25 protein-coding genes are annotated in these 25,752 nt (G+C 64.0%); 8 read left to right on the top strand and 17 right to left on the bottom strand.

Annotated features, from left to right (window positions below):
• Positions 1 to 174 precede the first annotated feature (174 nt).
• From AC1DQ3_RS22500 to purB, 3 genes are all read right to left on the bottom strand, one after another.
• On the bottom strand, positions 175 to 1,284 hold the full coding sequence (locus AC1DQ3_RS22500) for a mandelate racemase/muconate lactonizing enzyme family protein (RefSeq protein ID WP_477122357.1): 1,110 nt from the start codon (positions 1,282 to 1,284) through the stop codon (positions 175 to 177).
• Between the two features lie 46 nt (positions 1,285 to 1,330).
• Positions 1,331 to 2,329 (bottom strand): Bug family tripartite tricarboxylate transporter substrate binding protein, encoded by a 999-nt coding sequence (locus AC1DQ3_RS22505; protein WP_477122358.1) that lies wholly within the window; start codon positions 2,327 to 2,329, stop codon positions 1,331 to 1,333.
• A 78-nt stretch (positions 2,330 to 2,407) separates the two neighbouring features.
• A complete protein-coding gene (gene purB, locus AC1DQ3_RS22510; protein WP_477122359.1) occupies positions 2,408 to 3,772 on the bottom strand; it encodes an adenylosuccinate lyase in 1,365 nt (454 codons plus the stop codon).
• 121 nt (positions 3,773 to 3,893) lie between these two features.
• Here purB and AC1DQ3_RS22515 point away from each other — a divergent pair, with 121 nt between their 5' ends.
• Entirely contained in the window at positions 3,894 to 4,844 is a 951-nt protein-coding gene (locus AC1DQ3_RS22515; RefSeq protein WP_477122360.1) for a LysR substrate-binding domain-containing protein, read from the top strand.
• A 156-nt stretch (positions 4,845 to 5,000) separates the two neighbouring features.
• On the opposite strand, the gene AC1DQ3_RS22520 is transcribed toward AC1DQ3_RS22515, so the two are convergent.
• From AC1DQ3_RS22520 to AC1DQ3_RS22540, 5 genes are all read right to left on the bottom strand, one after another.
• Positions 5,001 to 5,573 carry an SH2 domain-containing protein gene (locus AC1DQ3_RS22520; protein ID WP_477122361.1) on the bottom strand — a complete coding sequence of 191 codons (573 nt, stop codon included), beginning with the start codon at positions 5,571 to 5,573 and terminating at the stop codon, positions 5,001 to 5,003.
• 133 nt (positions 5,574 to 5,706) lie between these two features.
• On the bottom strand, positions 5,707 to 6,696 hold the full coding sequence (locus AC1DQ3_RS22525) for an NAD(P)H-quinone oxidoreductase (RefSeq protein WP_477122362.1): 990 nt from the start codon (positions 6,694 to 6,696) through the stop codon (positions 5,707 to 5,709).
• A 16-nt stretch (positions 6,697 to 6,712) separates the two neighbouring features.
• Positions 6,713 to 7,687 carry a Bug family tripartite tricarboxylate transporter substrate binding protein gene (locus AC1DQ3_RS22530; protein ID WP_477122363.1) on the bottom strand — a complete coding sequence of 325 codons (975 nt, stop codon included), beginning with the start codon at positions 7,685 to 7,687 and terminating at the stop codon, positions 6,713 to 6,715.
• A 68-nt stretch (positions 7,688 to 7,755) separates the two neighbouring features.
• A complete protein-coding gene (locus AC1DQ3_RS22535; protein ID WP_477122364.1) occupies positions 7,756 to 8,913 on the bottom strand; it encodes an alpha/beta hydrolase family protein in 1,158 nt (385 codons plus the stop codon).
• A 22-nt stretch (positions 8,914 to 8,935) separates the two neighbouring features.
• On the bottom strand, positions 8,936 to 9,931 hold the full coding sequence (locus AC1DQ3_RS22540; RefSeq protein ID WP_477122365.1) for a fumarylacetoacetate hydrolase family protein: 996 nt from the start codon (positions 9,929 to 9,931) through the stop codon (positions 8,936 to 8,938).
• A gap of 326 nt (positions 9,932 to 10,257) precedes the next feature.
• Between AC1DQ3_RS22540 and AC1DQ3_RS22545 the strand changes: the two genes are divergently transcribed.
• The gene (locus AC1DQ3_RS22545) at positions 10,258 to 10,830 is read left to right on the top strand and encodes a VOC family protein (protein WP_477122366.1); all 573 of its coding nucleotides are present in this window, start codon (positions 10,258 to 10,260) and stop codon (positions 10,828 to 10,830) included.
• Here the strand turns inward: AC1DQ3_RS22545 and AC1DQ3_RS22550 are convergent.
• The gene (locus AC1DQ3_RS22550) at positions 10,820 to 11,656 is read right to left on the bottom strand and encodes a helix-turn-helix domain-containing protein (protein WP_477122367.1); all 837 of its coding nucleotides are present in this window, start codon (positions 11,654 to 11,656) and stop codon (positions 10,820 to 10,822) included. The two genes, AC1DQ3_RS22545 and AC1DQ3_RS22550, sit on opposite strands and share 11 nt — an antisense overlap.
• Before the next feature lie 123 nt (positions 11,657 to 11,779).
• Here AC1DQ3_RS22550 and AC1DQ3_RS22555 point away from each other — a divergent pair, with 123 nt between their 5' ends.
• Entirely contained in the window at positions 11,780 to 12,550 is a 771-nt protein-coding gene (locus AC1DQ3_RS22555; RefSeq protein WP_477122368.1) for an alpha/beta fold hydrolase, read from the top strand.
• Positions 12,551 to 12,808: 258 nt separating this feature from the next.
• On the opposite strand, the gene AC1DQ3_RS22560 is transcribed toward AC1DQ3_RS22555, so the two are convergent.
• Entirely contained in the window at positions 12,809 to 14,257 is a 1,449-nt protein-coding gene (locus AC1DQ3_RS22560; RefSeq protein WP_477122369.1) for a PepSY-associated TM helix domain-containing protein, read from the bottom strand.
• Positions 14,258 to 14,351: 94 nt separating this feature from the next.
• Positions 14,352 to 14,834 (bottom strand): copper chaperone PCu(A)C, encoded by a 483-nt coding sequence (locus AC1DQ3_RS22565; RefSeq protein ID WP_477122387.1) that lies wholly within the window; start codon positions 14,832 to 14,834, stop codon positions 14,352 to 14,354.
• Between the two features lie 126 nt (positions 14,835 to 14,960).
• Between AC1DQ3_RS22565 and AC1DQ3_RS22570 the strand changes: the two genes are divergently transcribed.
• Positions 14,961 to 15,665, top strand: a complete 705-nt coding sequence (locus AC1DQ3_RS22570; RefSeq protein WP_477122370.1) for a superoxide dismutase — start codon at positions 14,961 to 14,963, stop codon at positions 15,663 to 15,665.
• 575 nt (positions 15,666 to 16,240) lie between these two features.
• Positions 16,241 to 18,316, top strand: coding sequence for a TonB-dependent receptor (locus tag AC1DQ3_RS22575; RefSeq protein ID WP_477122371.1), 2,076 nt, complete (start codon positions 16,241 to 16,243; stop codon positions 18,314 to 18,316).
• A gap of 303 nt (positions 18,317 to 18,619) precedes the next feature.
• Here AC1DQ3_RS22575 and AC1DQ3_RS22580 read toward each other — a convergent pair whose 3' ends face one another.
• From AC1DQ3_RS22580 to AC1DQ3_RS22605, 6 genes are all read right to left on the bottom strand, one after another.
• Positions 18,620 to 19,003, bottom strand: coding sequence for a hypothetical protein (locus AC1DQ3_RS22580; protein WP_035866346.1), 384 nt, complete (start codon positions 19,001 to 19,003; stop codon positions 18,620 to 18,622).
• A 272-nt stretch (positions 19,004 to 19,275) separates the two neighbouring features.
• Positions 19,276 to 19,842: an Hsp20/alpha crystallin family protein gene (locus tag AC1DQ3_RS22585; protein ID WP_477122372.1), complete on the bottom strand. Its 567-nt coding sequence runs from the start codon at positions 19,840 to 19,842 to the stop codon at positions 19,276 to 19,278.
• A 198-nt stretch (positions 19,843 to 20,040) separates the two neighbouring features.
• The gene (locus AC1DQ3_RS22590) at positions 20,041 to 20,448 is read right to left on the bottom strand and encodes an Hsp20/alpha crystallin family protein (protein ID WP_477122373.1); all 408 of its coding nucleotides are present in this window, start codon (positions 20,446 to 20,448) and stop codon (positions 20,041 to 20,043) included.
• A gap of 15 nt (positions 20,449 to 20,463) precedes the next feature.
• On the bottom strand, positions 20,464 to 20,904 hold the full coding sequence (locus AC1DQ3_RS22595; RefSeq protein ID WP_477122374.1) for an Hsp20/alpha crystallin family protein: 441 nt from the start codon (positions 20,902 to 20,904) through the stop codon (positions 20,464 to 20,466).
• A gap of 165 nt (positions 20,905 to 21,069) precedes the next feature.
• A complete protein-coding gene (locus AC1DQ3_RS22600; RefSeq protein WP_477122388.1) occupies positions 21,070 to 21,477 on the bottom strand; it encodes a hypothetical protein in 408 nt (135 codons plus the stop codon).
• 157 nt (positions 21,478 to 21,634) lie between these two features.
• Positions 21,635 to 22,711, bottom strand: a complete 1,077-nt coding sequence (locus AC1DQ3_RS22605) for a DNA-binding protein (protein ID WP_477122375.1) — start codon at positions 22,709 to 22,711, stop codon at positions 21,635 to 21,637.
• A gap of 145 nt (positions 22,712 to 22,856) precedes the next feature.
• On the opposite strand from AC1DQ3_RS22605, the gene AC1DQ3_RS22610 reads away from it, so the two are divergent.
• The 3 genes from AC1DQ3_RS22610 to AC1DQ3_RS22620 all read left to right on the top strand — a co-directional run.
• Positions 22,857 to 24,074, top strand: coding sequence for a tyrosine-type recombinase/integrase (locus AC1DQ3_RS22610; RefSeq protein ID WP_477122376.1), 1,218 nt, complete (start codon positions 22,857 to 22,859; stop codon positions 24,072 to 24,074).
• A gap of 83 nt (positions 24,075 to 24,157) precedes the next feature.
• Positions 24,158 to 24,472 (top strand): hypothetical protein, encoded by a 315-nt coding sequence (locus tag AC1DQ3_RS22615; protein ID WP_477122377.1) that lies wholly within the window; start codon positions 24,158 to 24,160, stop codon positions 24,470 to 24,472.
• Positions 24,473 to 24,703: 231 nt separating this feature from the next.
• Positions 24,704 to 25,752, top strand: a 1,049-nt coding sequence (locus AC1DQ3_RS22620; RefSeq protein WP_477122378.1) for an aminotransferase class V-fold PLP-dependent enzyme, incomplete at its 3' end; no start/stop codon positions are given.

Raw genomic sequence — 25,752 nt, forward strand, 5'->3', positions numbered from 1 at the left:
GGCGTGGATGCAGGGCCGAGCACGGAACCGATGGCCGCATACGTGGAAGGTAAAGGTGCTCTTCCGGCCGACCCAAAGTCCCTTCCATTCGATTACCCCATGAATGGGAAGCGAGGAAGCCGGGGCAGCAACCGAGGTGGGGCAGTGCCGGGGCCCGGCGCCACCGGAGATCCCCTAGTTCAGCCGGTACCGCTTCACCATGTCCCAGTCCAGCTCGATGCCGAACCCGGGGCCCTGCGGGATCGACAGGATGCCGTCCTTTATCCGCGGCGGGTTCGCCCACATACCGGGGAAGATCGGGTCGCGGTCGGGGTCCGGGAAGCACTCCACGCAGATCCCATGCGGCACGGCGCCCAGCATGTGCGAAGCGATCTGCGGCTCTTCATGGTGCGCCATGCGCACGCCGGCTAGCGCACAGGCCGCTGCAGCGCGGCGCCATTCGGTGAGGCCGCCGCCTTCGGAGGCATCGAAGTTGACGATGTCCACCGCGCCCGCGTCCAGCAGCCGGCGCACGCCCGCCGCGCTGACCTCGCTCTGCCCCGCGTTGATAGGGATCGAGGTGGCCTGGCGCACCGCGGCCATGCCCCGCACATCATCGTGCCAGTGGCAGGGCTCCTCGAACCACGCAATGTCGTATGGCTCCGCCAGCCGCGCGAAGCGCGTCGCCTCCGCCACGCTCCAGCCGCGGTTGGCATCCACTGCCAGCAGAAAGTCCGCGCCGCCGCCTTCGCGCGCATGCTTCACGCGCTCGGCATCCTCCTCGGGCGACAGGCCGCCCACCTTCACCTTGCAGCCGGCCATACCCACCGACCGCAGCCAGGCCATCTCGCCGGCCAGATCGGACGCTGTCTTGCCCGGGAGGTAATAGCCGGCAATGGCGATGATCGGGATCTCCTGCCGGTAGCCGCCCATCAGGCGGCACACATTGACGCCGAGCACCTTGCCCGCCAGGTCCCACACCGCCGCATCGACACAGGCGATGGCGTTCATGACCAGCGCCCGGTCTGCGGCCCGGATCGTTAGCCGGAACAGCTTTTCCCAGATGCGCTCGCACGCGTGGATGGATTCGCCGATCAGCAGCGGCGCCATGTCCTGCTCGATCATGCGGGCGATCTCGGGGCCGTGCTCGCGCGGGTCGCCGTTGTAGACTTCGCTGACCAGGCCGGAGCTGGTGTGCAGGCGGGTAATCACCGTGGCGCGGCTGTCGACCTGATACGAGCTGCCGGAGAACACCTTGTTCAGCGGGATGCGCACGGCGATGGCCTCTACGCGTTCGATCTTCATTGTGGATTTCCTGTGGGCGTGGCTGGGATGGGAGTGCTGGCCACGCTCAGTCGATGGTGGCGCCCGAGCGCTTGACGATGGCGGACCACTTGACGCTCTCGGACTGGATGTAGGCGCCGAGCACCTCGGGCGTCGACCCCACCGGGACGATGCCGTCGAACATGAAGCGCTTGCGCAGGTCCGAGCTCTTGATCAGCTCCGCGATTTCGGCGCTGAGCTTGGCGACGATCGGACGCGGCGTGCCGCGTGGCGCCAGCAGCGCGTACCAGACGTTGGACTCATAGCCGGGCACGCCGGCCTCGGAGATGGTGGCCACATTGGGCATGGAGGGCGCGCGCTGCGCGGTGGACACCGCCAGCACGCGCAGCTTGCCGGCCTTGATCTGCTGCGACGCCACGCCATAGCTAGCGAACATGGCGTTGACCTGCCCCGCCAGCAGCGCGGGCATGGCGGGCCCGGTGCCCTTGAACGGCACGTGCACGAGATCGAGCCCGGCCATGGACTTCAGCAACTCCATCGACAGGTGCGGGCCGCTGCCGTTGCCCGACGAGCCGTAGGTGTACTTGCCGGGATTCGCCTTGACCAACTTGATGAACTCGGCCAGGGTTTTGGCCGGCACAGAAGGATGCACGACGAGGAAGTACGGCGCCGAGGCCAGCAGTGAGACGGGCTCGAAATCCTTGACCGGGTCATACGGCAGTTTGCGGTACAGGCTCTGGTTGACGGCCAGCTGCGAGGTCAGCGCGAGCGCCAGCGTATAGCCGTCGGGCGGCGCCTTGGCGACCATGTCCATGCCGATATTGCCGTTGGCGCCGCCGTGGTTGTCGACGATGATGCGCTGGCCCATGCGCTCCGACATGTACAGCGTCAGTGGCCGGGCGACGGTGTCCCCGCCTCCACCCACGGGATAGGGCACGACCAGGCGCACCGGGTGGCTCGGGTAGGTGTCGGCCTGCGCGTGGGCCGCATGGGTGGCGATCATGGCGCCCGCGCACAGCAGTGCCAGCGCGCCCAGCTGTCGCAATGTCTCGGCGATCCTGTTCATGGTGTGTCTCCTGTGTTGTCTTGCGATGTCTTGTGATTTTTTCGCGCCGTGCGGGGCCTGTGCAGGCCGGCGGCGCCTTCAGCCGGGCCAGCCGCTCTCCCGCACCTGGCCCAGGAAGCGCTCCACGATCTGCGGGGCCAGCCCCACGTAGGTGGCCGGGTCGAGCAGCGCCTTGAGCTCGGCTGGCTCGATGGCCGCGCGGATGGCGGGATGGCGGGACAGCGCCTGCTCGAACGTCATGCCGCTTTCCATGCCCTGCATGGCGGCGGCATAGACCAGCTCGTGCGCGGTCTGCTTGCCGACCTTCCCGCCGAGCGCGAACATCACACGCTCGGACATCAGGAAACCGCCCAGCAAATCGAGGTTGGCGCGCATGCGCGCGGCGTTCACCGTCAGGCCGGACAGCGCGTACTGCATCATCTGCAGCATGGCCGCGGCCATCATGCAGGCCTCGGGGACGGCCTTCCACTCCATGCGCACAGCGGCCACGTCGCGCTCGTGCTCGGCCATCTGCGCGTCGTGCATCATCGCCACGCTGTAGCGGATGGCGCGACTGAGCGTCACCACGGTCTCCACCACGGCCGGGTTGCGCTTGTGTGGCATGGTGGAGGAGCCCACCTTGCCGTCGCTGAACGGCTCGGCGAGCTCACCCACCTCGTCGCCCTCGAGGTTCATGATGGCGTTGGCGATCTTGCCCAGCGTGGCGCCGACAAGGCCCAGCAAGCTGACATACTCGCCCAGCCGGTCGCGCGCGGGCTGCCAGCTGATCGGCGCCACGCCAAGCCCGAGGCGCGCCATCACGCGCCGCTCCAGCTCGCCGGCCTGTGCCCCGAACGACGCCTGCGTGCCGACGGCGCCCACCATCTGGCCGACAAAGGTACGCTGCTCGAGTCCCTGCATGCGCTCATTGTGGCGGTCCAGCTCGGACAGCCAGATCGCGCACTTGTGGCCGAACGTGATCGGCAGCGCCTGCACGGCGTGGGTGCGCCCGGCCATCGGCGTGTGCTTGTGTTCGTCGGCCAGAAGGTACAGTTCGCGCCCCACGGCGGCCAGGTCGCGCATCAGGATGCCGTGGGCCTGCCGAACTTGGAGCATCATGCCGGTGTCGTAGACGTCCTGCGAGGTCGGGCCGAAGTGCACGAACTCGCCCAGCCCCCCGGCGCAGCGCTGCCGGAGCGCGCGCACCGCCGGTACCAGCGGGTGCTTCACGCGGCGCGTTTCGGCCGCCAGCGCCGGCAGGTCGATGTCCGCCACCCGCGCCTTCGCTCCGATCTCGGCAGCGGCCTCAGCGGGAATGATGCCCAACTCGGCCTGCGCGGCAGCCAGCGCGGCCTCAAAGTCGAACCACCTCTGCACGCGGCTCTCCTCCGAGAACACGTCGCGCATCTCGTCGGTGCTCCACATGTGCTGCTGGAGGGCCTGGTCGAACACACTGCAAGTCATCGCGAAACCTTTCTTTCCTGAGGAGATGGCAGCCATTCTCGCCCGCCGTCTTCTTTCTGTAAAATGACATGTTTGTAGACAATCATTGCCAAACTGGCATGATCCAACCGGCGCGTCAATCATGACCCTCCAGCAACTCCGCTGCCTGCAAGCCGTCATCGCCAGCCAACTCAGCGTGTCTCGCGCGGCCGACGCGCTGCACACCACCCAGCCCGCCGTCAGCAAGCTGATCCGCTCGCTCGAAGGCGAGATCGGCGTGGAACTGTTCGTGCGCCGGGGCAACCGCCTGGTGGGACTGACCGACGCCGGCCAGGAAGCGGCGGCGTTGTCGCGGCGCGTGCTCAACGACACGCGCGCGCTGTCGGGGCTGGCCAGCGCGGGCCTCGCCGGTGGCAGCGGCACGCTGCGCGTGGGTACCACGCACATCCATGCGCGCTACGGGCTGCTCGACGCCATTCGGCGTTTCAGCGCGGCGTATCCGGCCGTAAACCTGGAACTGCTGCAGGGACACCCCGCGCAGATCGTGCAGTGGGTCAGCGAAAACGCAGTGGACCTCGGCATCTCGACGCTGCCGGACGCGACGCCGGAAGGCATCGTCACGCTCGAGGCCTATGCCATTCAACGCTGCCTGATCGTGCCGCGGCGGCATCCGCTGATGAAGGTGGCACGCGTGACGATCGAGGACATCGCGCGCTATCCGCTCGTGACCTACGACGAGCACTTCAATTCGGGATGGATGGTGATGCGCGAGTTCGAGCGCCGGGGACTGGCGCCGCGCGTGGTGGTCAGGGCAACCGACGCCAACGTGATCAAGGCCTACGTGGCCGCCGGCCTGGGCGTGGCCGTGTTGCAGCAGATGGCGGTGGAGCCGCGGCGTGACACCGACCTCGCGGTGATCGACACCGGCGACCTCTTTCCGCCGTCGATGGCGGCGGTCAGCCTGCGGGCCGACCAATACGTGCGGGGCTACATGCAGAACTTCATCGACATGATCGTGGCGGGAGCGCAGCCCGCGCCGCCGCCTCCCCGACTGGATTCGCGGAGTCCAGGAGCTGGCAGGCGAGCCCGTTGACAACCTGGGGTGTGATGGCGCCCGCCGCTAACTCCCCCGCAAGGTATTCGGTCGCACGTGTGGCGTCGACGTCGAAATCGCCTTCCATTAGTCGCCCGAGCGCTACAACACCCGATTCAAATTCCATCCTTTCCTCTGCTGCGCAGAGCAGGAAGTCTAGGAGCATCGATCCGCCACCTTAGCGGTCGCGCGCATGCGCGGCGCTCCCCCCCCTGGCAGGAAGCCGCCGAGTCGCGCAATCAGGCGCAATACCTCGTTAAGCCGTGGGGGCAGATCAGGGACGCGCTTTTTAAAGGCCCACCCTCTCCATAAGAATAATTCGTGCACGTGGCCGTGCGGCGTTGCGGTGATCGCCCGGTGCTCGGCCTTGCCCTGATAGGTAGCGGCGACTGAGTAGCGCCCAGGCTGGGCTGATACGAGCAAGAATGGTCCACGCGCGGAAGTATCCTGCACGGCGCGTCCGTGTACATCGGTGATGGTCACTGGAACGTCGGAGAGATACTCGTTGGCGCCCTGGGCACTGCCAGCGAATTCTAGAACCATGGGGTACTTTGGTATCTGGGCCTTGATTGCCCCAGACGCGTCGGCCCCAACGCCGCCGGACAGGTAACTTACGGACCCGGCATGTTGCACGGGCGGCAGGCCGTCCGACATGGCCCACACGATCTGACCCAATCCTCCCGCCAGAAGTGCGGTAGCCATCAGACCGGCAATCATTTTCTGCTTCATTTCCTTGCTCCAACGAACGGGCCGAAGTAGCAAATATCCGCAAAGAGACACGATGAAACGATAGTGCAATGAACTTCCGACTCAGGACACCAGTGCCCTGAATCGTTGACCATTTCGATCGTGCCACCGGCGCTCAATCAGCGCCGTCGATTTGCAGAACGATCTTGCCAATGTTGTCGCCGCTTTCCAGATGGGAATGCGCCTGGGCTGCGTCACGCAGCGCAAACACGCGGTTGACCAGCGGTCGCACGCGGCCGTCCGCGACCAATGGCCACAACGTCGCCTCGAGCTCGCGGGCGATCTCGGCCTTCTGCTCAAGTGTCCGGTGACGAAGCGTGGTGCCTGTGATGTAGGCACGCTTCATCATCACGGTGCCAATATCCACCGTGAGCTCCCGGCCCAGGGGATGGGCAATGTAGACCATACGACCATCACGCGCGATGGCCGCCAGGTTCTTCGCGAAGTAAGGCGCGCCCACCATATCCAGAATGACGTCGACACCCCGGCCATCCGTATGCGCGTTCACCAGTTGCACATAGTCTTGCTCGTGGTAGTTGATCGCGACGCCGGCGCCCAGGGATCGGCACACCTCACACTTCTCGGCACTGCCGGCGGTTGCAAATATCGAAGCGCCCAGATGCTTGGCCCACTGCAAGGCCAATGAGCCGACGCCGCTGGTTCCCCCATGAACGAGCAGGCTTTCACCCGCTTTCAGGCGGCCATGTTCGATCAGTGCGCTCCACGCCGTAAATGCGGCCTCCGGCAGTGCTGCCGCCAGCACCATGTCAATCCCTCCGGGAATCGGCATGCACTGACCTGCCGGAACGGCGACGTACTCTGCATAGCCGCCGCCGATCAGCAGGGCGCAGAGTCGATCGCCGACTTTCCATCGCGTCACGCCTTCACCCAGGGCGGACACGGTGCCTGCCACTTCAAGGCCTGGCACGCTCGGTGCGTCAGGCGGCATCGGATAGATGCCGGCGCGCTGCATGACGTCCGGCCTGTTCACGCCGGCGGCCCGTACGCGAATCAGCACCTCTCCTGCTGCTGGCTTGGGCACCGGGCGCTCCTCTATGCTGAGGACTTCGGGGCCACCGGGGCGAGGGACATCGATAACAATCATGGTATCTCCTTTGTTTTCATTCATTGCGAAGGCCTGCGTCCTGCACCGCCTTGGTATAGGTGGAGCGATCCTTGCGGATGGTTTCAAGGAGTTGCTCCGGGGTACTGCCTGCAACGTCAAAACCCAGGTCAGTGAGTCTACGCTTCAGGTCCTGCTCCTTCAGCACCGCATTCACTTCCGTGCTCAGCCTGTCAACAATGGGCGCCGGCGTGCCGGCTGGCGCAAACACGCCAACCCAGCCGTCCAGCGCCAAGCCGGGAACCACGCTCTTGGCCACGGGTGCGTGCGGGAACTGCGGCGGCGGCTGGTCGCCGGCTGCTGCGATGACTTTCAGCGTTCCCGCTTGCACATGCTGCTGGACATTCGCCACCACATCGAACATGAAGGTGACCCGCCCAGCGATCACGTCGAGCAATGCTGCGGTCGAGCCTTTGTACGGGATATGGTTGATATCGATCCCGGCCGTCGTCATCAACATCTGCCCTGCCAGATGGGGCGCGGATCCGTTGCCATATGACGCATAGCTGTACTTGCCCGGATTGGCTTTCGCCTGCGCGATCAACTGTTGCAGAGACTGGATACCGCTACCGGGCGCGGTGACGATGACGAAGCGGGCGATTGCCAATTGGGCGACTGGGCGCAGATCCTTGATCGGGTCGAAGCTCAGCTTGTAAAGGCTTGGGTTGATGGCAATGGTGGCTGGGACGCCAATCACCAGGGTATAGCCATCGGCCGCTGATCTTGCCACCTCTTGCGTTGCCAGGACCCCGTTGGCGCCAGGCTTGTTCTCGATGATCACGGGTTGCTTCAGTCGCCTGCCAAGCCGCTCCGCCACCGCCCGCGCAATCAAGTCGACGCCGCCACCGGCTGTATAGGGAACAAGAACCCGTATTGGCTTGCCGGGATAGGGCTCGGCCGAGGCGATGCTCGCGCTCAGGAGCCACGCTCCTCCAACCACCACGGCGCCAAGGTGTCTACGGCAAAACTGCATGCTTGTGTCTCCTCGATGTTATGCAAAATAGCGCGAAGCGCGAGGGCTCCAGCCCCATGAGCCTGGGCTCACAGATGGTCGAGCAGCCAGTCGCACAGCAAGCTCAACGCCGGCTCCGGCCGATCCAGCTGCACGTGGGCCGCCCCGCCTTCGGCACGCGTAAATATGCGCATCGTCTTGTTCGTACTACCGATCGCATCGAACAGCTTCCGCGCATCGCTCAGGGGAGTCTGCTTGTCGTCTTCCCCATGCACAATCAGGACGGCACAACGGATGTCTTGCGCAGCCTCGCGCAGATGGAACGGCTCCAGTGCGCGTAGTGCGTCGTCAAAGCTGTTCACCCCCAGGATGTGCAGGATGTGATCGCCTGTCGTGCCCAGCGCGGCCTTTACGTCAAGCGAAACGGGCTTTCCGGGCTGAACCTGGAAGCGGCGCAACCAGACGCTATGGTAGTCGTACACGGCGCCCCAGGCCACGCAGGCCTTGAAACGTTTCTCGTAGGCAGCGGCGCGCGGCGCGTAGTAGCCGCCCATGCTGGCCGCCACGATACCGATGCGTTCCGAGTCGACATCGGATCGGCTCTCGAGGTAGTCCACAGCCGCTCCCGCCGCCACTTCCGAGTCATGGCGCGCTTTCAGGCCGGACAGCCGGAGCGTGGCGCCCTGCCCCGGATGATCGATGGCCAGTGTGGAGATGCCGCGTTGCGCCAAGGCAAACGCCACGTAGACCATCTCCTCCTTGGTGCCGTCCAGACCGTCGGAGAGCACCATCGCCGGCCGTGGACCGTCACCAGTGGCTGCCGGAACGAAGTAGCCGTGCAGTATCTTGCCTTCGAACGGAATCTCGATGATTTCGATCTGGGGGGTGAAGCGTTCAGCCCCTAGTGAAAATGCTTCCAGGTGCTTCGCGAACGTCGACCTGGCGCGTGGGTCGTTCGGCATCAGGAACGCTTCTGCCCACTGGTAGTAAAGCGCGGCGCGCATGTAGTGATCGCGTGCGGTCACCGTGCGCCCAGCGCTGGCGGCTTCGCCAGCGATGCCTTCGACCTGTCGGGCGAGCTTGAGCCAGGCCTGGTGCCAGGCCTCGTTGTCACCGTGTCCGTCCGGACCGGAGACCTCGCGCAGCGACTCGCAAGCCCAATGGATTTCTCCCAGGTGTCCACCGCTGGCCAACGCCCGGTTGACGGCCAGGGACCACATATAGTTGCCAGGAAAGTATTGAAACATGGTCACTCCCTCTGAATGTTGGTTAGCGCGAGACGACGAAGCGTTCCACCCGCTGACGGATGGCACCGAAGAGGCTCGTCCCCTCGGGGGAAAAGAGCTCGAGATAGACCTCGTCCCCGAATTGCAGGAAAGGGGTGAGTGCCTTCCCTTGCTCGATCTGTTCGTAAGCTCGGAGTTCGGCAATGCAGCCGCATCCGCGGCGGCGGTCGCGGTTGGCGATGGCCCCCAGCCCGACTACCGTGCCAGCCCCAAGATCCCGCGTGCGCGCCGCGTGCGCAATCAGGTCGTCGTAACCGAACATCGCGTCGATGCCAGGGTCCAGCTCGCCGATGCGTTCACCGCGTATTTCACACACATAGCGGCCGGATAACAGACGGCCGTTCCACAACGAGCCGGCCTCATCGGGTGTGATGAACACAGGCCCCATCGTACGCGCCGGCTTGCCTTGCATGAAGCCGAAACCTCTGCCGATTTCGCCAGGAATCACCTCGCGCAGGGACGTGTCGTTGAGCAGCCCGAGCAGCAGGATGGCATCGCGAGCAGAAGTTGAACGGGTACCTTGGGATACGTTTCCCGTCACCGCGACAACCTCGGCTTCGAAGTCGATGCCGTAGCCTTCATCCTGCGCATGCAGGATGGGATCCGCTGGGGCCAGGAATCGGTCAGAGTTGCCCTGATAGAGCAGTGGCGTGGTCTCGAACCCCGCCGGCATGGCGGCGCCTCGCACCTTGCGCACGGTCTCCATGTGAGACGGGTAGGCGCTGCCATCGAGGAACTGGTAAGCGCGCGGCAATGGCGCAGCGGCGGCGGCCGGATCGAAGCGCAATGCATCCTGGCAGTCCGACGCATTCAGGCGGTCATATACGCGCTGCAGATCGGGCAATACCTGGCTCCAGCGATCCAGAGCAGCTTGCATCGTGGCCGCTATCGTGGGCACCGCGGCGGCGGTGCGCGTGTCCCGGCTAACCACGACCAGCTGGCCGTCGGGGGTGCCGTTGTTGAGAGTAGCAAGTTTCATTGGTTCGTCGATGTCGTGTGTTGGCGATGCAACTATAGAAATCGACGGCCAATTGGCGCTAACCGTGGCCTCCGGAAACAGATCAAATCGTCCGAATGATTACGCCGCACGCAATTCCGGACGATTGGGTAAGTCGCCGGACAATGGCGCTATCGCCCGCGCGCCGCACATTGCTAGAGTGCACCTGATCGCAAAGGCGCTTGCGCCGCGGCAGGAGCGGCTGGTTGCGGTGGAGGACCATCCAGGTGCAGCGGGCAAGGTCGGTGCCGCTTCCGTGCCCAAGGCACCGGCGAACCGATCCTTCACTAACCATCCCCAGGAGATCAATGATGCTATGCAAGAAACTTCATCATGCAGCCTACCGCTGCGTGGACGCGCGATCGACGGTCAACTTCTACACTCAAGTCCTGGGCCTGAAGTTCTCTCATGCAATGGGCGAGGACCATGTGCCGTCCACTGGCGCTTACAGTCCGCATGTCCATATCTTCTTCGAGATGGAGGATGGCAGCTGTATCGCCTTCTTCGAATGCCCCAACGACCCCGGGGATGTCAAGGATCGCACGTCACCAGACTGGATCCAGCACTTCGCGTTTCAGGTCGAGAGCATCGACGTGCTGATGGCGGCAAAATCTCGCTTCGAGACACTCGGACTTGAGGTGGTAGGTCCTACGGACCACGACGGCTTTATCAAGTCGATTTACTTCCATGACCCTTCGGGCCATCGCCTGGAACTCACGACAAACACTTACGCTCCCGAACGCCATAAGGAATTCGAGGCCGAGGCACCCAAAGTACTTGCCCTGTGGGAGCAGACACACGACTGGTCCCAGCGCGAGAAACTGTTTGGAGCGAAGACCGGTTATGCGCGCGATCGTGCATCGGCTGAATCTACTCGCTGATCACGCCGCGCTTGAACTCGCTGGGCGGAACGCCCATATGTTGAGCGAAGAAACGTGCGAAGTGGCTGGGCGCAGCGAAACCCAATTCGTCTGACACCTCGGCAACGCTCTCCGTCGTTTCGGCGAGCAACCGGGTGGCCACTGCCATGCGAGCCCAATTCATGAATTGCTGCGGCGACGCACCAACGCAGGCTTTGAATTGCTCAAAGAAGCGCGAGCGAGAAAGACCCACTTGAGCGGCGATATCGTCCAGGTTGGGGTTCTGCTTTGCTTGTTCCTTGATCAGCGCCGCTGCTCGAGTGATTCGGGCATCCAGCGGTCGATCGCGCCGATAGAAGTTGGTGCGCATGTCGGCCGCGGCATAGGCATCCGTGATGGCAACCGCCAGTTCGCGCACGAGTCCGTCGTGCAGGGCTTCGCCAAACGGCGCACCGGCGTTCATCGACGCCGCCAGACGGGAAACGATGCGCTGAACATCAGCGGTGAGCACCACGCAAGGGCCGCCGAACAGCCGAACCAACGGGAGAGGACCTAGATTGAGCAGTTCGCCCAGCCAGCCGGGATGGAGCAACACCGTGAGCACCATGGTGGGATCTGTGTCGCTCGCCAGCTTTGAATGGGGCATCCAGGGGTTGATGACGATGGCAGACGCATCGGTCAACCGACACGTCTGGCGCCCCACGCGAAATCCAGTGTCCGAGCCACCGAGCTTGAACACGAAGTTGAATTCATTGTGGGCATGCTCAACCAGCGGCCGCGACGTCGTGTGCGTGCCGATGCGACCGAACGCACCTTGCACAGCCACGGAGCGGTCTGCGTTTTTCATCTCTGTCCTCTCCTTCGTGCGGACTTGAAGTCCGGACAATCCGGTAAGTCAGCGGACGGCAGGGATAGCGGTGCAAGTGGGTTATCCGCTAGCCTGCTCCCATCCTCTTGCGCGGACAAACACATGCTGAAAACTACCCTGAATGCCCTCGTAATCGGCCACGGACCGATCCATGTCATTGCATTGCACGGCTGGTTCGGCAACGCCCGGGCATGGAAGCCTCTGGCCGACTTGCTTGATGGCAGCCGCTACACGGTAGCTTACCTCGACTATCGGGGGTATGGTGCTCGAATCGGCATCCCAGGCAAATGGACGATGGATGAAATCGCTCAGGATGCGCTGCGGCTGGCCAACGAACTCGGATGGGACCGCTTTCATTTGATGGGCCACTCAATGGGCGGCATGGCGATCCAGCGTGTGATGATTGAGGCACCGCGCCGGGTCGGTCGGCTCTTTGCCATCGCGCCTGTTCCCGCAAGCGGCATGCCGTTTGACGAAGAGGCCTGGTCGCTGTTTTCCGCGGCGGCGGAGAACGAAACTGCCCGACGCGCGATTATCGACAACTCCACGGGATGCCGCCTGCCAAAGCACTGGGTGGCGAGGATGGCCGCCCTGTCCATGACGCTGTCGGACAGGAACGCATTTGCCGCTTATTTGGCTGCCTGGGCAAACACCAACTTCGCCGAGCAGGTCTGCGGGTCGTCCACGCCCTTGCACATCGTCATCGGGGAGCACGACCCCGCCGTGACGCTCCAACGCATGGAGGCCACCACGCTGCGCTGGTTCACGAACGCGTCCATCGAGGTTATGCCGAACGCAGGGCACTATCCGATGGACGAAACGCCAGTGGCGCTAGCTAGTTCGATTGAGCGCTTTCTTTTAATGGAAGTATGAACTTCGGCGAATGCGGGGGGCTCCTTATCAACCCCTTCCCCCGTAAATCGGCGAAGCCCCCAAAAAAGCTCACTTCAGCATGCCTCAACACGGTTGCGCCCATCAGCCTTGGCTGATACAGCGCCGAATCGGCCCGCGCCAGCAATTCGTCAAGGGTCGCTTCCCGGCCTCGATGCTGGCCAACCCCAGGCTTACCGTGCAGGCGGGCAGCCCCGCGATGGCCGATTGCTGCTCCACTGCCTGCCGCGTATTACGCCACTACGTGGCCAGCGTCTCCGATCGTCCGGGGAGGGCGCCGCTGCGACGCGCAATCCAGCGATCGAGCAGCCAGACCACGAGCATCGTGGCGCCCATCATCGGGAAGACCATGCCGAGCAGGCCCAGGCCGATCACCCACGCACGCATGGGCGGCAAGCTGGCCGGATAAGAAGGTGCCCCGAGTGTTCGGGCGGGCCGGCGCCGCAGCCACATGATGCAGCCAGTCACCGCCAGAGCCATTAGCCCGATCGAGATAGCGGCGCAGGCAATCTGGTTCGCCAACCCGAAATAGCGCCCCATATGGAGGGCCGTGCCGTAGGAAATTCCCTTGGCCACCGCACCATAGTCGGCGAAGCGGATATCCTTGACGACCGCGCCGGTATGCTGGTCCACATGAAGCGTCCGTTCGTCCTGCGGATCGCTCGGGAAGCACGATATCGAGTAGACGGCCATTGCCGACGTGGGCAATGCTACCTGGCATCCCGCCGATGCGCCCTGCGCCTTTACCGTAGCCAAGACCTGGTCGAGCCCGATAGGATGCCCCGCCGATCCGGTCGGCACGGTGGTCAGGCCCGTGGCCCACGGGACGTCGGTGAACGGAAGACTCTCCATCGTCTGCGCGTGCATATGGTGCCCCGCGTGCGAAGGCTGCGCCTGTGGCTGGGCTTGCGGATGCGCCTGACCGCCACCGCTGCCGTGCTGATGTGAGCCAGCGCCACCACCATCCGGGCGCCCCAGGTTCGCCGCCGTGGCAACAGCCTTGAATTGCGTGCCCCACGACGCCGTCCACGGCAGGCCCGACAGCACGAATGCCAGCGCCCCAAGCGCGAGCCACGTCCCAAGCACCAGGTGAAGTTCCTTCCACCAGCCGCGCTTGCCGTTCGATTCCGCCATCTTGAATGCACCGAACCCCGACGCACGCAGCCGCGGCCACCACATGGCGATGCCGGTGGCGATCATCACCAGCGCCCAGCATCCAGCCAGCTCCATCAGCAACTCACCCGGCTTACCTGCGAGCAAGGCACGATGCAGCATCCGCACCTGCTTCATGAAGCGATCTTCCACGCTGAGGCTGCCGAGATACTCGCCGGTATAGGGGTTCAGATAAATGCTGTCGCTCTTGCCGGATGGCAGCCGGAAAATGAACTCCGCGCTGGCATCGGGTCGCGTGGCGATGGTGTAGGTGGTAGCCACCGCGCCCGGCGGCGCCACCACGCGGGCGCGCTCCAACAGCGCCTGCGCTGACTGCGGCGCCTCGCCCGGTGCCACGGTCAGCAGCTTCGGATAGAGCAAAGGTTCAATCTGTGGCTGAAAGCAGTAGATCGTGCCCGTCACCGCCAGTACGATCAGGAACGGCATCACGAACAGCCCGGCATAGAAATGCCAGCGCCACAGCATGCGATACGACGCGGCCGTCGAAGCGGCCGTGGGTGGGAGAACATTGCTCATTGGAGAAAATGCAGGGGGATTTTTTGGCACAAGCATACCGTGAGGCGCAGAGTGGGCTTCTGCGACCAAACGCCGCGCCCTCCACCGACGCTCGTCACTGTTTCATGCCCGGCATGCCCGAGGATGTTCCACCAGCGGCGATATCGCGGACCTCCGCCGAAACCGTCTGCTCGGTCACCTTGCCGCCCTCCTGTATCTTGAGCGTAACCGGCACCTTGGTGCCCGCCGCCAATGGCGCCTTCAGCCCAATGAGCATCACGTGGTAGCCGCCGGGCTTGAGCTGCACCGCCTGCATCGCAGGCAGATCGATCGATTTCACGGGACGCATTTTCATGACGTCCCCTTCCATCTTCATTTCGTGCAGTTCGACGGTAGTGGCCGCAGGGGTGGCAGCGCCGACCAGTTTGGCGGGGCTGTGTGCCTGCAACGTCATGAACGCCCCGGTCGCCGTTTGAGCCGGGACCGTGCCACGCACCCAGGCGTCGGTCACATCCACCTGTGCGAACGCCGGGCCGGTAATCAATAGCAATAGGCCGGGCACCATAATCCCTGCAACGACGAGAACCCTCGCTTTCATCTCCGTTCTCCCTATACTCAGGTTGGCTTCGTTGAGCAGTATAGGCTGCCCCAAGGAGCTCAACAGCGCGGCGGGGATTCGAACATCGGTCTCATCCATCTCGTCGTGGATCAAACAGGAGCCGCCATGACGTCCGTTTCTTCTATTCACGCGTCGCGCAGGAGAGATTTTCTCTCCACTTTTTCGCTTTCGTTGGCGGCATATGCCCTTGGCCTGCGCCCCCTGGGCGCGCAGGCAGCAACCATCCCACTGCCTCCGCTACCCTACCCGGAGAACGCCCTCGAACCGGTGATCTCGGCGAGAACCCTGAGCTTCCACTACGGCAAGCACCACCGCGGCTACGTAGACAATCTCAACAAGCTCATCGCCGGCACGGATCTGGCCGATCTACCCCTGGAGCGGATCATTGCCGCCACGACTGGCCAACCCGACAAGATCGCGGTCTTCAACAATGCTGCCCAGACCTGGAACCATACGTTCTATTTCCATTGCCTGCGTATTCGAGGCGGCGGCGATCCGCCTGCGGCGTTGCGGCAGCGCATCGAGGCCTCGTTCGGCACGGTTGATGCCTGCAAACGGGAACTGGCTGCAGCGGCCATGGCGCAGTTCGGCAGCGGATGGGCATGGCTGGTGACGCAAGGCGACAAGCTGCGCGTCGTGCGGACCGCCAATGCCGAACTGCCACCGGGCGGACAGAAGCCGCTCCTGACCATCGACGTGTGGGAGCACGCGTATTACCTCGACTACCAGAACCGTCGCATGGACTATGTGAATGCCGTGCTGGACAAACTCGTCAACTGGGGATTCGCCGCGGAGAACCTCGGCGTGTGATGCCGGGCTCAATAGCTGATTGCCAGCGAACCATGGAATGCGCGCCCGGGCCTGGCGAGTGCACGTTCTGCGTGCCGTCGTTCCAGACATATTCGTAGTACCGGTTGGCCAGGTTCTTAATCTGGAAATCCAGATTCACATTCCGGGTCGGACGATAGCCGACGCCCAGATTGAGCACGCCCCATATCGACCTGTGCTGCTGGTCTTCTCCAGGCAATAGCGGAGCTGCTCTGCCGTCCCGCTGTCTAGCGTATAGAACAATTTGCCGGACACCGAAGCCCCTGTCCGAGCGCGGTGTGTCACATGTCCGACGCTCGAGATTCGTGCCAAAACGGGCGCAAAGTCACGAATTTCCATCAATTTGACCTAGGCATGCAAATGTGACATATGGGCGGGCCTGACCTGTCATCACATGCGTCCTTGTGTCACATGCCGGACTTGTCACAGGATTAATACAATGTGGGCCGATCCATTCAATCCGCGAGCCACTCGATCCTGTCCGGTTCGACCGACCTCTCATGCTTCGCCACCTCCCTCGCCGACCCCTTCTCGCACTGGCCACTGCTACCGCCTGCATGCCTCACGCCGCCGCACATGCGGCAGAGTCGGATTCGGCCGCCCATGAACTGCCGGCGGTCACGGTCAATGCGTCGTCTGTATCCGAACTCCGCGAGCCGGCTTCGGTAGGGTCCAACCTCGGCCTGACCCCCATGCAGACGCCCGCGAGCGTGGACGTGATCCCGCGCGAGCAGATCGAGGAGCGTGGCGATGCCTCGCTGGTCGATGCCATCACACGCGCGCCGGGCATGACGAGCCTCGGCCACCCCGGCAATGGCGGCGCTTCCCTGTCGTCGCGCGGCTTTACCGATGCCAACTCGGTGATGCGCCTTTACGATGGCCTGCGCCAGTACGGCGGCATCGGCGTGACGTTCCCGTTCGACACGTGGTCGGTGGAACGGATCGAGGTGTTGCGTGGCCCCGCTTCCGTCATTTATGGCGAGGGCGCAATCGGCGGCGTGGTCAACGTGGTGCCGAACAAGCCCACGCGCGGTGCCATCGAGAACGAAATCCAGGCGACCATCGGCACCGAGAACACCCAGCGGCTGGCCTTCGGCAGCGGCGGCGCGATCAACGACAAGTGGTCCTACCGGCTGGATGTGAGCGGCAACCGCTCTGACGGCTGGGTCGATTTCGGCGATTCGCGCAATCTTTCGCTGTCCGGCGCGCTGCAGTGGGATCTGACGTCCGAGCTGAGCGTGAAACTCAGCTATGCCAAGGGCTGGCAAGAACCACCACGCTATTTCGGCGTGCCGCTCGTTAACGGCCAGCAGGACCCGTCCTTGCGGACCAAGAACTACAACGTCTCCGACAGCCTGATCAAATACGATGACCAGTGGACCGAATTGTCGGCGCAGTGGACACCCAGCAGCAACCTCACGGTACGCTCGCGCCTGTACTACATCGACAGCAAGCGCCACTGGCGCAACGCCGAGTATTACGATTACCTCCCTGCAAGCGGCCTGATCCGTCGCTCGTCGTACGTGGAGATCCTGCATGACCAGTGGCAGGTGGGCAATACGTCGGATGCCGTCTATCGCCACGACCTGTTCGGCATGAAGAACAGCATCTCCGCCGGCTACGACCTGAACCGCGCGTCATTCCAGCATACGAACAATTCGCCGTACTCTGGCAGTTCGGTTGTAGATCCCTATGTGTTCGATCGCGGCACGTTCGTCAACGTGGCGGGCACCGCGCCGAAATATGTCAACCAGGCCACGCAGTACGCGCTTTTCCTGGAAGACCGGCTGGAAATCACACCGAAATGGTCGGTACTTGCCGGCCTGCGCTACGACCATGCGGACATCGCGCGTCACGACCTGGTCAGCAACCAGCAGGCGTACGACAAGTCGTTCTCGCACGTGGGATGGCGTGCCGGCACCGTCTACAACCTGACCGACAACCTTGCGGTCTACGCACAATATTCTGAAGCGGCCGACCCGGTCAGCGCGCTGCTGATGCTCTCGCCCGCCAACAGCAATTTCAGTCTGTCCACTGGCCACCAGGTGGAAGCCGGCCTGAAGCAATCCTTCTGGCAAAACAAAGGCGAATGGACATTCGCCGCCTACCGGATCGTGAAGAACAACCTGGTCACGCGCGATGTGCTCAACCCCTCGCAGAGCGTTCAGGTGGGCCAGCAATCCTCCAAGGGTCTCGAGGCCACGCTGGGACTCGAATTCCTGCCTGGCTGGCGCTTCGACGCCAATGCGGCGTTGCTGCAGGCTCGCTACGACGACTTCACGGAATCAGTGGATGGCGCGCCCGTTTCACGCGCCGGCAATGTGCCGACCGATGTTCCCGAGCGCGTGGCCAACGCGTGGCTGACCTGGCGCTTCCTGTCGGGATGGACGGCCGGCGCGGGCCTGCGCTACGTGGGACGCCGCTTCGCAAATCGCGCGAACACGCTGGAAATGCCGGCGTACACGACTACCGACGTGTTGCTGCAGTGGCGTCCGCGCAAGGACACGACGCTATCGCTGCGCGGCTTCAACGTGTTCGACAAACACTACGTGACGACGGCCTACTACAACTCCACGCAATGGCTGCAGGGCTCCGGACGCCGGGTGGAACTGACAGCCAACTATCGTTTCTGACCAGGGCCGGAGCCAAACGGAAGCTAACTAATCTATCAGGGATAGGTGACGCACGTCATATTGGCACGGGGGGGCTCGTGTCCACAAGCGACACATCAGAAGCCGAATGTACGGACGCAGTCGTGACCCTCAAAATGCAACCCCATCTTGCTCATAGGCGGGTGTCCATGTACGGATATAGAGCTGCAGCCCATCCTGTCGGTGTCTGAACAAGCAAAAATCTGGTGCAAACGGGACGCGTTCATATGCGTCGCCGATCCTCGGCGCGCAGCAGCAGGTAGCGCCCGATGCCAGGACCGCGCTTCACTGGATTGGTGGCACGGCGCCAAGCTTTTCAGCCAGCATCCGCTCATACACGCCAAAGTGCATATCCACCTCCGTTTGACTGACCACGACGACGTCTATGTTGACCTGCTCGGGCGCTAAGCCGAACATTGTGGCCAATGCCACTTCCAGGTGGGGCGCCGCCTCCCTGTCTTTCGCGAAGGTGGTGCCGACACTGATCACATAGGCCTTCTCGCCTTCTGCAGTGACCTCGACCAAGCGGGCCCCCGCGCTCAGGTTGTTCTCAATGGCCATCTTGGCCAGCTCCGCCACACTCCGCGTTCGCTCGGTAGGGAAGCCGCGCGCGCACTTGAGCTGTACCCGATGCTTGCCCAGCGTCAGCCACTCAGAATCGAACTCCATGGAAGTCTCCATCCGACAGTACATTGCCGCCAAAATAGGGGCGAGTCCGGCGATTTCAAGAACGCAACGTCGCGCCTTGGTTCGCCGCTGCAATGAGCCCCATTGGGGGCCAGTAGCATGCAGCCCCAAGCATCGCCCGCGCCAGAGGGGGGCTGCGCCCGCCTCTGGCGTTCCGCGTCAGCCGCCCCCTTCCACGGCCGCCAGGATTGCCCGCCTGCGTGCAGCACGCTTCGCGCAAATACATACGATGCCTCAGGATTGCAGACATCAGCTCACTTCACTTCGATCGTCCTTACGGCAGACCGCGACGACCCGGTCTTGGGGAGGCGTAGTGTCAACAGTCCTCTTTCGAATTTCGCATCGACGTGCTCCACGTCGACTCCATCGGGCAGAGGAATACTGCGCATGAATGCGCCGTACGCTCGCTCCAGGCGGTAGCAGCCGTTTTCTTCGCTCCGAACGTCCTGCTTCTTCTCGCCCCGCAACACCAGCGCGCCATCTTCGATGGTGATCTGGAGGTCTTCGCGGTCCATGCCCGGCAACTCAGCTGTGATTCTCAGGGCAGTGCCATCGTCGACCACATCGATCCGAGGTTGGAAGCGAGACGAACTAAAGTCGCCGAACCATCGATCCAAACCACCGAAGCCCGCGAACGGTTCGTGCAGGAATTCTCCCATCGCTCGCCAGGGATCGCTAGAAAACAGTCGCGCAACGTCAGGCCAGTCGGGCGTGCCGTGCCTCGGCGCGGGCACGTTGGACGCATCCCCCATCGGTTGCTTGTCACTTGTCGTCTTCCGTAGGAACTTGAAGGGGTTCCATTTGCCCAGTTCCGTTTTCATCTTACCCTCCTGCCGAATGCTCATTGGATGGGTATGAATGACCGCCGGGACCGGTCGCGCCCGGCCAACGGCGACGCCGCAAGACCCAGCCCTGGTGGTGGGGCCGCCGATACGGTCATCCGCGTCTTCTACGGGGCGACGGTGGCGCCCACCCGGACGCCACCCTGCCGTTCCGCCCCGTGAATGGCACGACAGAACTCACCCGACGCTAACCGCGATGCGACGTGGCCGTGCCTCGTCGCGGCGCGGGATCGTCAGCTTCAACACGCCATCCTGCAAGTGCGCATCTATCTTCGACGTATCGAACTCGGGGCTCAGGGCGAACGCGCGGGCGAAGTGCGGCTCGCGAATTTCCGCGTGTTGCACCCGCAGGTTGGCCGGGGTCGGCACCACGGCTTCCGCCTCGATATGGAGGTTGCCGTCGTGGACACTCACATTGAGTCTGTCCTTGGTGACCCCCGGCAGATCCGCCCAAAGGGTGACGCCGTTGCTGTCCTCGAAGATGTCAACAGCGGGAAGCAGCGTGATCTTGCGCGTTGGCCTCTCTTCCTGGCGTTGCGCCGCCGCGCCTTGGCCGCGCTCAACCACTTGGGTAGTGTCGCTCATGGCATTCTCCTCACGTTACTGGACAGTGACCGCCCGAGGCTTCGAGGATTCGTGCTTGCCGATGCTGATCGACAGGCAGCCGTTGGCGTAGCGCGCCTGTACCTTGTCGGGGTCAGCATTCTGCGGCAGTTCGACGACGCGCCGGAAGAGGCCGACGAATCGCTCCTGCGCGTACGGGCGTACCTCGGGGTCATCTTCCGGGTGCGCGGCTTCGCGTTCGCCGCTGATCGTCAGCAAGCCCTTGTCGATCGACACCTCGAGTTTGTCTTGCTTGATGCCAGGAGCGAACGCGACGATTTCGATCGAATCTTCCGTCGTGCCAACGTTGACGGCGGGGAACGCGCCGAATCGCTCGGAGCGGATGCTGGACGGGAAACCGCCGAACAAGCTCGCCATCTGGCGCTGCAGGCGGTCGAACTCGCTGAAGAGGTCGGTCCCGAAAAAGAGATCACTCATGATCGTATCCTCCTTTGATGCAGCAAGGAGGCGAACGGGCCTATGCGCTCCCACTCGCCTGCCAAACTGCTGGCAAACAAACAGAAACACGCAGCGCTCAACATCGCGGCTGCCTGGGCGAGATTAAATTAGGCTATCTGTCGCCAGTTTTCAAGGGGGCGGCATTCAATTTTCTCTTGAAGGAGCCCTGGCCGCACCTATCTCCCGAATGGGAGGACTTGGCGCAAATGGGCGAACGAATTTCGGCGCGGCGGGCAAGGCCTCTTGCGCACAAGTATTGCCATTTTGTGCTTTTGGTGGCGCAACGTCTTTGGGGCTCGTAACGGAACCATGTGGAACGCGGTGGCCGAAACCACGACGCCGTGCGGCATGGGCCATCCGGATTCTCCAGTTCGTCTCCCACCGCTCAAGGAATGGACGCGTCGCCAAAGCGGCGGGGTCAATCCCCGCAGGTGGATTCGCAATTGGGGGGTAGCCAAGTGATTCGACAATGACGCGGTGCTGCCAGTCATCGCCAAAGTCATAATGGTGCTCGAATTCGGTGGCCGAGCCGAGCGCATGGTTCAGCCGAATGCCCTTCTCCTACCGCAGGCCTTCATCCGAGACGTCCTTACGTTGATGTCCACGCAACAATTAATCGGACCCGAGGAGCCCGCCGGGCATCTGGTCCTCGCGCGGTTTGTCCACAGGCTTATCCCCTCTCGCGGTGGACAAATCCTCGCCTCCCTCCTCAGGCCGGTCCCGGCTTGAACTTGAACTTGGTTTTGGTCGCTGGCGCCTGACGCCTGGTGGTCGCCATGCGGCGCGTCGCGATGGCCTCGGCTTGCGCGCGCTCGGCCCGCCTTAGCGCCGCCTCCAGTTCGGCCCGCAGGCTGCCCTGCCCCGCCTGCCTCTCCGTCAGTTCCTGCTGCGCCGCCGCCAGTTGCCGGCTGAGCGTGTCGCGCTCGGCCTGCTGCCGCGCCCGCTCCTCGGCGCCGGCCACGGCGGCGTCCTGCGCCTTCGCCTGCACGGCCGCCAGTTCGGTGCGCAGGTCTGCGACTGCCTGCTCGCCCTTCTGGCGCAGCGTGCGTTCCTGGTCGATCTCCCGCAGTGCGCGGCGTTCGGTGGCGCTGGCCCGCTCCTGCGCGACGGCCACCTGCTCGCGGGTATGCTCCAGCTCCGTCGAGAACTGGGTACGCAACTCTCCCAATTGCCGCTCGAACACCTCAATCTGACGCGTGCCTTCCTCCTGACGCGCCTGCGCGGCCGCGAGGGCCTGGCGCGCGGCGTCCAGTTCCCCCTGTAGCGCCGCGCGCGCCCGCTGCGCGGCGTCGAGCGCGGCTTGCACCGCCGTCGTCTCCTGCTCCGCCACCACCACCGCGGCCCGCGCCAGGTCGCGCTGCGCCTCCGCCTCGCTCGCCTGCAGCCGCGCTTCGGCCCGCAGCGCGGCCAGTTCGCCGGCGGCCGCCTCGTTGGCGGCCTGCCAGATCGACTGCACGGCGTCCGCCGCGATTTGCTTGAGCGCCTCCGGCAGGCCGGGGTGGTCGATGGTGACGCGCATCTTGCCGCGCAGGTCCGCCCAGAACTGCGCCAGCACCTCGGTGGGCGTGCCCATGCTGCCCTTGCGCACCAGGCCATAAAGCTTGTTGGCGGTGGGGGTGATGCCATGCCGGAAGAAGAGCAAGGCGCAGACCTCGCGGTAAAGCGCGCGAGTCTCGGGGAACTGCGCGCGCAGCGTCGCCACCTCGGCGGCGAGCGTGGCCTGCAGGGCGGCGTCAGGAGCAGCCTCACTGGACATGGGCGGCGTGGATGCAGGGCTGGCGGTCATGTTTGGGGCAACGGGGGCGGTCAAATTCGTTGAATATTACTACGTCATACGATAGAAACCTAATTCATCACAGATATCTTTAGACATAAATGATCTTCTGTCTATAATTACGACCACATTCACCAATGTGACGCACGCCCCACCAATGGAAGCCCTTCCCCTCGCTGCCCTGCCGGCCACCCCGATCGAACGCCTGCGCCTGCCCACCGAGCTGTCCGGCGCCGCCGGCAGCAACCGGGCCCGCGGCGGCACCCCGCAGATCGCTGCCGCCGACGATCTGGCCGCCGTCACCGCCTGGCTCGCGCGCTACACCGACACGCCAGCCACCCTGCAGACCTATCGGCGCGAGGTGGAGCGCTTGCTGCTGTGGGCCGTCATGCAGCATGGCAAGCCGCTCTCGTCGCTGACCCATGAGGACTTGCTGCTGTACGAGCGCTTCCTGGCCGACCCCCAACCGGCCTGGCGCTGGGTCATGGCCTCGCGCAAGAAGCTCGCGCGCGGCGCGCCAGACTGGCGGCCGTTCGCCGGCCCGCTCTCCCCGGCCAGTGCGCGGCACGCGATGGTGATCCTCAATACACTGTTCGCCTGGCTGGTCGACGCCGGCTACCTCGCCGGCAACCCGCTCTCCCTGGCACGCAACCGGCGCGGCCAGTCCAAGCCCCGTATCACGCGCTACCTCAGCCACGCCATGTGGCAGGCAGTCAAGGACACCATCGAGGCGATGCCGGGTGCGAACGACACCAACACTGACACCGCCACCGAGCGCGACCGGCTGCACGCGGCGCGCTGCCGCTGGCTCCTCACGGTGCTGTATCTCGGTGGCCTGCGCGCGGCGGAAGTGGCCGAGACCCGGATGGGCGCCTTCTTCTGCCGGCGCGACCGTGACGGCATCGAGCGCTGGTGGCTGGAGGTGACCGGCAAGGGCAACAAGACGCGGCTGGTGCCGGCCACGGACGAACTGATCGTGGAGCTGGCGCGCTATCGCGAGGCGAACGGCCTGCCGCCGGCGCCGCATCCTGGTGAGGCGCGCCCCATCGTGCTGCCGATCATCGGCAAGGAAAAGCCCTTGTCGCGCGGCGCGCTGCACCTCGTGCTGAAGGAAGTGTTCGGTATGGCCGCCGCGCGCCTGCGCGCGCGCGGCCCCGAGTGGGAAAGCCGGGCCGCGGTGCTGGCCAGCGCCTCGGCGCACTGGCTGCGCCATACCGCGGGGTCGCACATGACCGACCAGCAGGTGGACCTGCGGTTTGTAAGAGACAACTTCGGGCACGCGTCCATTGCCACCACGAGTGCCTATCTACATACGGAGGACGATGCCCGCCATGAGGCCACGCAGGAGCGGCACCGGATCGGGTGGAAACGTTAGGGCTCGCTGCCCTCCTCTTGCAATTGCTTCATCTCGTCTTAGCGGACGTAACTGGCATTTCGAATCCGCGCGGATCATGCGCCATGATTCCCGCCACAAAGTTGTCGCTGGGCAATGCCTTGAACGCGCTGCCGAACTCGGTCTACTGGGCCGTGGTGATCGACACCGCGCCGTCGCGCGTCGGCACATTCAGCGGCATCATGCATTTCATCGCCAATATTGCCGCGGTGCTGGCGCCGACGCTGACCGGGATCCTGTCGGCACGCTATGGCTACTCGTCGATGTTCATTGCCACGTCGATCGCGACCGCGCTGGGCGTGTTCGCCATGCTCCAGGTCCGTCCTGGGGTTGGCCCCCGCCTTAAAAGCGATTTGGGTGCCGTCGCCGCAGCGGAGTGATCTTGTTCTTGATGCCCTCGTCCGGCCATCCAGCGCCCCCTCCGCTTTCGAGGGAGCGTAAGTACACTCCGGATCAGACGCATCTCAATAGAGAAGGCGATTGACGGTCGTCAACGGGCAGCGGCGACGTCGTCAAAGGTGCCGGTTGGGGCCCTCGGCCATCCGCATCCGCCCGATCCGGCATAATACCCGGCGGACCATGGCGCTACGGAATTGAACTGGGTAATGCAAATGAAGCCGGACATCTCTCGCGAAGAGACTTCACAAAGCACGGACGAGGGCGACGACTGCCCCTTGCGCTGGTTCGACGCGGATCGGGGTGCATTCGAATCGCTCGAGCAATTGATCGCCGAGCATCCGGCGGATTTCTTTGCCAGCGAGCACTTTAATCCGGTTGGCGCGTGCACCACGCGCGAGGCGGTGTTCGCGTCGGTTGAGTTGCCCGAGACTCCGACATCGCCGCAAGCGCATGCCGATCATCTGCTCAACGACGTCTTCCGGCACGTGATGCCCGTGGCATCGCCAACGTTCGTCGGACACATGACGTCGTCGCTGCCGTCGTTCATGCCTTCGCTAGCCAAGGTGGTGGCAGCGCTGAACCAGAACGTCGTGAAGCTTGAGACGTCGGGTGCGCTGACGGGGCTTGAGCGCCAGGTCATCGGCATGCTGCACAAGCTGGTATTCGCCCAGGACAGCGCGTTCTATGCGAGATGGTTGCACGATGCCGACCACGCGCTCGGCGCGTTCTGTTCGGGCGGCACGGTCGCCAACCTCACCGCGCTATGGGCGAGCCGCAACAACCTGCTGGGCGCGCGTGGTGGCTTCGCCGGCATACATCGCGCCGGACTGGCGGCCGCGCTGCGCCATTACGGCCATGATGGGCTCGCGATCGTTGTCTCGGAGCGCGGACACTACTCGTTGCGCAAGGCAGCCGATGTCCTTGGCATCGGGCGCGACAATCTTGTGCCGGTCGGAGTCGATGCAGACGGTCGCATGCGCATCGACCTGCTGCGCGAGACTCTGCGTGACTTGCGGCAGCGCAACATTCGGCCGATGGCGATCGTCGGCATAGCGGGGACGACGGAGACGGGCGCAGTCGATCCGCTCGACGCGATTGCGGATGTTGCCCAGGAGGCCGGCTGCCATTTCCACGTGGATGCCGCATGGGGCGGCGCAACACTGCTGTCGGAGCGCGAGCGCTGGCGCTTCGCGGGCATCGAGCGTGCCGATTCCGTCGTCATCGATGCGCACAAACAGTTCTACGTGCCGATGGGTGCCGG

Source organism: Cupriavidus sp. 01T418, assembly GCF_056398885.1.

Coding starts and splice junctions, on each gene's coding strand:
- AC1DQ3_RS22595 (WP_477122374.1), bottom strand. CDS start 20,904: ATGAGTGATCTCTTTTTCGGGACCGACCTCTTCAGCGAGTTCGACCGC.
- AC1DQ3_RS22505 (WP_477122358.1), bottom strand. CDS start 2,329: ATGAACAGGATCGCCGAGACATTGCGACAGCTGGGCGCGCTGGCACTG.
- AC1DQ3_RS22550 (WP_477122367.1), bottom strand. CDS start 11,656: ATGAAAAACGCAGACCGCTCCGTGGCTGTGCAAGGTGCGTTCGGTCGC.
- AC1DQ3_RS22530 (WP_477122363.1), bottom strand. CDS start 7,687: ATGCAGTTTTGCCGTAGACACCTTGGCGCCGTGGTGGTTGGAGGAGCG.
- AC1DQ3_RS22605 (WP_477122375.1), bottom strand. CDS start 22,711: ATGACCGCCAGCCCTGCATCCACGCCGCCCATGTCCAGTGAGGCTGCT.
- AC1DQ3_RS22610 (WP_477122376.1), top strand. CDS start 22,857: ATGGAAGCCCTTCCCCTCGCTGCCCTGCCGGCCACCCCGATCGAACGC.
- AC1DQ3_RS22570 (WP_477122370.1), top strand. CDS start 14,961: ATGACGTCCGTTTCTTCTATTCACGCGTCGCGCAGGAGAGATTTTCTC.
- AC1DQ3_RS22555 (WP_477122368.1), top strand. CDS start 11,780: ATGCTGAAAACTACCCTGAATGCCCTCGTAATCGGCCACGGACCGATC.
- purB (WP_477122359.1), bottom strand. CDS start 3,772: ATGACTTGCAGTGTGTTCGACCAGGCCCTCCAGCAGCACATGTGGAGC.
- AC1DQ3_RS22575 (WP_477122371.1), top strand. CDS start 16,241: ATGCCTCACGCCGCCGCACATGCGGCAGAGTCGGATTCGGCCGCCCAT.
- AC1DQ3_RS22520 (WP_477122361.1), bottom strand. CDS start 5,573: ATGAAGCAGAAAATGATTGCCGGTCTGATGGCTACCGCACTTCTGGCG.
- AC1DQ3_RS22580 (WP_035866346.1), bottom strand. CDS start 19,003: ATGGAGTTCGATTCTGAGTGGCTGACGCTGGGCAAGCATCGGGTACAG.
- AC1DQ3_RS22565 (WP_477122387.1), bottom strand. CDS start 14,834: ATGAAAGCGAGGGTTCTCGTCGTTGCAGGGATTATGGTGCCCGGCCTA.
- AC1DQ3_RS22545 (WP_477122366.1), top strand. CDS start 10,258: ATGATGCTATGCAAGAAACTTCATCATGCAGCCTACCGCTGCGTGGAC.
- AC1DQ3_RS22525 (WP_477122362.1), bottom strand. CDS start 6,696: ATGATTGTTATCGATGTCCCTCGCCCCGGTGGCCCCGAAGTCCTCAGC.
- AC1DQ3_RS22590 (WP_477122373.1), bottom strand. CDS start 20,448: ATGAGCGACACTACCCAAGTGGTTGAGCGCGGCCAAGGCGCGGCGGCG.
- AC1DQ3_RS22585 (WP_477122372.1), bottom strand. CDS start 19,842: ATGAAAACGGAACTGGGCAAATGGAACCCCTTCAAGTTCCTACGGAAG.
- AC1DQ3_RS22540 (WP_477122365.1), bottom strand. CDS start 9,931: ATGAAACTTGCTACTCTCAACAACGGCACCCCCGACGGCCAGCTGGTC.
- AC1DQ3_RS22535 (WP_477122364.1), bottom strand. CDS start 8,913: ATGTTTCAATACTTTCCTGGCAACTATATGTGGTCCCTGGCCGTCAAC.
- AC1DQ3_RS22615 (WP_477122377.1), top strand. CDS start 24,158: ATGATTCCCGCCACAAAGTTGTCGCTGGGCAATGCCTTGAACGCGCTG.
- AC1DQ3_RS22560 (WP_477122369.1), bottom strand. CDS start 14,257: ATGAGCAATGTTCTCCCACCCACGGCCGCTTCGACGGCCGCGTCGTAT.
- AC1DQ3_RS22500 (WP_477122357.1), bottom strand. CDS start 1,284: ATGAAGATCGAACGCGTAGAGGCCATCGCCGTGCGCATCCCGCTGAAC.
- AC1DQ3_RS22515 (WP_477122360.1), top strand. CDS start 3,894: ATGACCCTCCAGCAACTCCGCTGCCTGCAAGCCGTCATCGCCAGCCAA.